Source organism: Candidatus Polarisedimenticolia bacterium (genome assembly GCA_036001465.1).
Lineage (GTDB): Bacteria > Acidobacteriota > Polarisedimenticolia > Gp22-AA2 > Gp22-AA2 > Gp22-AA3.
This window is the reverse complement of record DASYUH010000057.1, coordinates 1-6,357: the sequence shown is the minus strand read 5'-3', so window position 1 is coordinate 6,357 and position 6,357 is coordinate 1. Positions and strand designations below refer to the sequence as shown.

At 68.9% G+C, this 6,357-nt stretch carries 4 protein-coding genes; all 4 read right to left on the bottom strand.

Annotated elements, in window-relative coordinates:
- Window positions 1-2,445: DUF1592 domain-containing protein (locus VGV60_12040; GenBank protein ID HEV8701993.1), on the bottom strand; the 2,445-nt coding region annotated here is incomplete at its 3' end.
- A 1-nt stretch (window position 2,446) separates the two neighbouring features.
- Window positions 2,447-3,787, bottom strand: a complete 1,341-nt coding sequence (locus tag VGV60_12035; protein HEV8701992.1) for a hypothetical protein — start codon at window positions 3,785-3,787, stop codon at window positions 2,447-2,449.
- Between the two features lie 7 nt (window positions 3,788-3,794).
- Window positions 3,795-4,958: a hypothetical protein gene (locus VGV60_12030; protein ID HEV8701991.1), complete on the bottom strand. Its 1,164-nt coding sequence runs from the start codon at window positions 4,956-4,958 to the stop codon at window positions 3,795-3,797.
- A gap of 10 nt (window positions 4,959-4,968) precedes the next feature.
- A partial coding sequence (locus tag VGV60_12025; GenBank protein HEV8701990.1) for a serine hydrolase occupies window positions 4,969-6,357 on the bottom strand: 1,389 nt, incomplete at its 5' end.

Below are 6,357 nucleotides of genomic sequence, written 5' to 3'. Positions count from 1 at the left end.
CTGGAACGGCGGGCTCTTGACGATCTCCTCGACCAGCGCCGAGAAACGATACTGTCGGGCCGCCAGGCGGCCGGCGATCGCCTTCACCGTCCTCTTGTCGTACCGCTCGAGGCCGCGGCCCAGGGCGTAGGTGAGCATCTTTTCGGTGATGGCCACGGCGAACGCGTCGCGGTCGCCCTTGAGGATTGTCTTCATGTCGTCGGGTCCCCGGAACGACCTGCCGTCGGGAAGCGATCCGGAAGCGTCGATCGGGTGTTTCCCGTCCTCGCTCCTCCAGGCCCCGATGGCGTCGTAGTTCTCGAGCCCGAAGCCCAGCGGATCCATCTTCGAGTGACAGGCCGCGCAGGTCGCGTTCGTCCGGTGTGCCTCCATCTGCTGCCGGAGAGACCCCGAGGCGCCGATCCTGGCCTCGTCCAGCCGGGGTGTTCCCGCGGGCGGATCGGGCGGAGGGGCCGCCAAGAGGTTCTCGAGGATCCATTTCCCACGCAGCACCGGAGAAGTCCGGGTGGCGTAAGACGAGACGGTCAGCACGCTGGCCTGGGTCAGCACACCGCTCCGCCGGCCGACGAGGGCCAGGTCGACCCTTCGGAACTCCGGACCCGTGACCCCGGCGATGCCGTAGTGCCGGGCCAGCCGCTCGTTCAGGAAGGTGTATCGGGCGTCGAGCAGGTCGAGGATGCTGCGGTCCTCCCGGACGATCGTCTCGAAGAACAGCTCCGTCTCTCGCCGCATCGACAGGCGCAGGTTGTTGTCGAAGCTCGGAAAACGCTCCCGGTCGGGGGTCACCGACTCGAGGGCCCGGAACTGCAGCCACTGGCCCCCGAAGGCCTCGACGAGGGCGCGGGACTTCTCGTCCTTCAGCAGGCGCCGCACCTGCGCGGCCAGGACCTGCGGCCGGCGCAGGGCCTGCGCGTCCGCGCAGCGCATCAGCTCCTCGTCGGGCATGCTCGCCCAAAGGAAATACGACAGGCGGGAGGCCAGCTCGTGCGGGCCGATGAGATGGCCCGTGTCGGGATCGGCCGCACGGTCCTTCTCGATGCGGAACAGGAAATCGGGCGAGACCAGGATGGCCTGCACGGCCAGGCTGACCGCCTCTTCGAAGGAATCGCCCTGGTTCCGGGCGGTGGATGCCAGGCGCACGAGGGGTGCGACCTCGCCCGGCGACACCGGGCGGCGGTAGGCCCGGCGCGCCAGGCTGGTCACGATCCGGCGCACGCACGCCGGTCCGTGTCCCCCGTGGAGGTGGCCGCAGGCGTAGACCTTCTCGAGGCTCGCCCGCGAGGGTCCTTTCACGGGGTCGAACGGCCCCACGACCTCCAGGTGACGGACCCGGGCCTCGTTCGCGGGCGTCTTCTCCGCCAGCATCTCCTCGAATCTCTTCCGGGCCTCGGCGACCTTTTCGGGCGAGAGGCCTTCGCGCGGTTTGAACTCCGGCGGAGCGGGCGGCGGCCTCTTCGCGGGGTTGGGCCCGCCGTAGCTCACGGGCAGACCCTCGTACAGGCGAACGATCGAAGCCGCGATCCAGTGATCACCGGCCGAGACCTTCGCGCGGAACTCCCGTGTCTTGCCGGAGAAGTCCTGCTTCTCGACGTAGAACGATCCGTACCCTTCCGGGTCGAGAGACTGCACCTCGACCTGTCGGCCATCCATCCACAGGCCGACCTCGAGCGGCTCCGAGCCCGCCGGCCTCGCGCCGGAAAGGACGACGCGGAAGAGGTAATCGCCCTCCACGGGGAACCGATGCGTCACGTGGAGAGCGTTGGGCAGGCTGAGGCCCGTGACGTCGTAGTCGACGAGGGGTGTCGGCCGGGGCTCGATCTTCGCCCCCGGCGGTTGCAGACGGACCAGCGTGGGCTTGAGCTCCCCGGGGCCGAAGAGGGCGGCGCGGGCGACCCTCTCGGCGGCGGCCATGTATTTCTCCATCAGCACCGGGGAGAGCGAGAGCACGTCGGCGACGTTGTCGAAACCGTAGCCGGAGTCGTCCTGCGGGAAGTCGGCGGCCGGGCGGAGCGTCACCCCCAGCAGGTCGCGCACGGTGTTGTCGTACTCGGTCCGGTTCAGCCGCCGGGCGGTGACCCGCCCGGGGTCGGGCCTGGCCCGGCGAAGGTCGCGCTCGAGCTCATTCTCGATCCACCCCGTGATGGCCGCGATCTCCGCCTCGCTGGGAGGGCTCAAGGGCGGGGGGGGCATCTGGCGGGTGCGCATCTTCACGACGGCCTTTTCCCATGTCTGTGGGTCCCGGGTGATCGACGCCGGGGTCTCGTACGCCTGAAGGTCCACGTCGGCGTTCTTGAGCCGGTCCCCGTGGCACAGATAGCAGTTCTTCGACAAGAAGGGCTTGACGACGGTCTCGAAGGTGGCGGGGTCGTCCGATCCCTGCGCGGGCAGGGCCGAGGCCTCGGAGGTGAGGCCGACGAACAGCAGCATCAAGAACAACGAACGCATTCTACGTCGCCGGCGGAGCGACCAAAGCCATGATGGGTTGACCGGACGACGGCGGCAGCGACGCTCCCAGCCATTGGGCCATGGTGACGCCGACGTCGGACAGGCTCGCTTCCGGGAGATCTGGGCGGGCGCGGCCATCGTCGGACCTTATGGCCAGCATCTCATCGACGCCCTCGGCCAGGAGCAGATAGAGCGTCTTCTTGCGGTAGGCCCCGCTTTTCTCGGCGTTGAGCCAGAGGTAGTAGGAGAGCTGCTCGACGTCGACGAACGAGCCGAAGGGGTCTTCCAGGATCGGGACCTGGTCGGTGGGACGGGGGCTCGAGAAGAGCAGCAGGCTGCTGAAGGGCTTCATCTTGTCACGGACGCCGAAGCGGGCCACGAGCAGGCGTGGCTCCGCACGCTTCAAGGCCTGGACGCAGGCCCATTCGACGAATGTGTTGTTGATGAGCAGGGTCCCGTTCCCGCCCAGGAACACGTCGCGAATGAACGCCCGCACCACTTCGTCGGAGTGGAGAAGCGACCCTTCCGGCGGGCCGATGTCCAGCTCTCGTGCGTAGGCGGCCAGCTCCTGGGGCCCCGACACTCCGCTCAGCACCCTCTGGTAGAGGGACCGGGTCAGCATCTCCCGGTAGGCGCGGAGGCGAGCGTAGCTCAAGCCGGTGGCGTAAGCCGGGCCCTCCCCCGCGGCGGCTCCCCACAGGGAGTGCAGCGACTCGCCCGCTTCCACGATCCAGGCGTCGTGGGGGCCGTGTCCCGCCGAGTCGCGAAGCGCCGAGAAGATCGTCTCCTTCGCGCTCGCCCCGAAGAGCGCGCGCAGGAAGGCTTCGGACGTCGGGGGCCTCTCGATCCGGAGGGGTACCCGGGTCCCCAGACCGCGGAGCCGTCTCCAGAGCTTGTCCCGCTGGATCGTGATCCCCTGCCCGTAGAGGATGACCACGAGGCGTCGCGGCGCTGCGGAATACAGCCGTTCGTCGATCTGAGGCTGCAGGCGCCGGAAGACCTCGTCGACCTCGTGCCTCCAGCGGGGCAGGAGGCCCTTCCGCCGGAGCAGGCCCTGGGTCGCGTCCTGGATCTGGCGGGGATCGCTTCCTCGCACGTCGCGACAGCCGGCTTCGGTCTCGAGGCGCGTCACGCCGGCGAACGCCTCGACGAGCGCCGAGGCGGGGGGGCGGGCGAGGCTCTCCAGGAGCGCGCCCAGGTAGGCCTTCTCGGCCGCGAAGAGCGTCGGCCACTTCTCCGCCTCGACACCGATGAAGGCCCGGAAGGTGAGGGGCAGTCGTGCGAGGAGATCGCGGTGCTCCCGGAGCAGGGACGCCGCGTCCGCCGCTGTTGCGCGCTTCATGCCACCTTCAAAAAGCGAGCTCGGTCAGGGCCCGGCCTTCGCCCACCGGCATGTTGAAGCCGAGCACGCGGGCCAGCGTGGGGGCCACGTCCGTCGTTCGGATGGGCCGCTCCGAGACGAGTCCCCGGGGGACGCCCGCTCCCACCGCAAGCAGCCACAGCCGGCGGCACGACTCGTCGCCGCTTCGGTGGTTCGCAAACCCGTTGCCGCTGGGGTCTCCGTCCCTCCCCATCTCCGGGACGACGATGAAGGTCGTGCGGCCGCGGTACCGCGGCAGCGACTGGGCGTGCTGCCAGAGGCCGTGGACCAGGCGGTCGGTGCGCCGGATCGCCTCCAGGTAGAGCGAGTAGGCGCCGAAGTGGGCGACGTCGATGTCCCAGAAGTTCACGAGCACGAGGGAGGGCGCGAGCCGGCTCATGATCTCCTTGGTCATGAAGAAGGTCAGTTCGTCGCCGCTGGTGGGGACCAGGGGATCGTTGAAGTAATCGAGGAGCGACCGGGCGAGGCTCTGGCGGACCTCCTTGCCCAGGGCCCGGCCCGACTCGTGAACCCTCCAGCCGAAGCCTTCGTACCCTTCGTCGAGGGCGGACACCATCCGGTCGGCGAGGACCTGGCGATCCTCGACGCCGGGGCCGGCGTCGGTCGCGACGGCCGACTTCACCGCTTCGATGAGAAAGTGTTTGGGCAGGATCACGTTGGCCGCGCAGGGATCGCCCCAGTCCCGGAGCTTGCTCCCGCCCAGGAGGCCGAAGCTCTTGTTGCTGGCCACGACCCAGGCCTCTTCCGGCGGGAGGCGCCGCTCCTTGCGGAAGCACTCGAAGACGGTGGGCGTCATGGGGGCCTCGCTGCCGTAGGCGTCGAGATTCTGCAGGCAGCCCGTGACCAGGGCGCCGGTGGCGTTGAAGTGGCCGGTCAGGCCTTCATAGCGCGCCTCGGGATAGAAGAGCCCCTGCGGGACGAGGTCGGATACGAGGTGAGGGATGTTCGGCCACCCTTCGGGCGCGAACGTGTCTTCCCAGCGCACGCCGCCGCCGAACGTCACGACGATCGCGCGGTTCGCATTCTCGCGGCGGTCGCTCGCGGCGGCGGCACTCCGGGGCAACAGCACATCGGCAAGGAGCGCGGCCGACGCGCGGAGGACGTCGCGCCGACCCCGGCCCGGTAGCGGCATGTGCGGTCTCCTACTCGCGCCCGGCCGGCAACCGGTTGCTGATGAACTGAGAGATCCGGCCGGCGGCGGGCGGATCCACGTTCGACAGCACCGCGATCACATGGCCGGACTGCGGGTAGATCCGCAGGTCGCCGTTCATGCCCGGCGCGCCGCCGCCATGACCGAAGGAGCGAACTGCCTGATCGATCCTCTCGTCGAAGCCATAGGCGTACTTGCCGCCGCCCGGCGTGTCCACCTTGCCGGTCGTCAGCAGCTCGGTGTACTGGGCGTTCAGCAGCTTGTGGGTGGTGAGCGCGGAAGCAAACCTCGCCAGGTCCTCGACGGTCGAGTAGCCTCCGCCCGCCGACGTCCCGCGGTAGGGCAGCGTGTCCGTATTGGGCTTCCAGGCGCCGTCGCGCTTCATGTAGCCGATGGAACGATCCGGCACGACTTCGTCCTCCGGCAGCGAGCCCGTCCCCACCATGCCGGCCGGCTTGTAGACGTTGTCGCGGACGTAGTCGTAGTAGCTGACGCCCGTCACCCGCTCGATGATCACGCCCAGCAGCAACATGCCGTAGTTGCTGTATGCCCACCGGCTGCCTGGCTCGAAGGCCGGTCCGCGCTGGCCGAAGAGTTTCACGTAGTCCTGAAGCGTGCGCAGCTCCAGGCGATGCGTGTCGAATTCCGGTCCGAAGAAGTCGCCCGTGCCGCCGGTGTGCGTCAGTAGCTGATGGATCGTCACCTTGGCGGCGATGTCCTGATTGGGATAATCGGTCAGGTACTTGCCGAGCGGATCGTCCAGCTTGATCCTGCTGGCCTGGACGAGCTGCAGCACCGCCGTCCCCGTGAACATCTTGTTCATCGAGCCGATCCGGAAGCGGGTGCTCAGCTTGTTCGGAATCTTCTGGTCGCGGTCGGCCAGGCCATAGGCGCCGCTGAAAATCGTCTGGCCGCTCCGGGCCACCATCACCGCGCCGGCGAACTTGTCGGCCGCGGTGTCCGCTTCCAGCCGGGCGCGCAGCGCCGCGCCCAGATCGCTCTCGTTCAGCCGGGGGAGGGCGAATTCGGACGGCCGGGCGACGGCTCGGAGGTCCAGCCGGACGATGCGGTGCGGCTCCGCCGGCTCCACTTCGACCTCGAATCGCGCGAACTGGTCGGCGTCGCGCTCCTGGACGAGGCCGGAAAACCGCGTCGCGGTGGACTCTTCGGCCTTCTTGAGCTCGAAGCCGCCGGTCATGCTGCGGAATCGCAGTTCGTTGTCGACGTTGACGACGTTGCGCCAGAGGTGGATCCTGACGCCATCCGCGGTGGCGCCCGGACCGCCGGCGACGTCCCAGCCCTGGGCCCGGTCGCTCTCGGCCTGGACCTTGTAGTGGCCGCTGTCCGTGGCGATGAACTGCCAGACCTGGGCGCTCGTCCC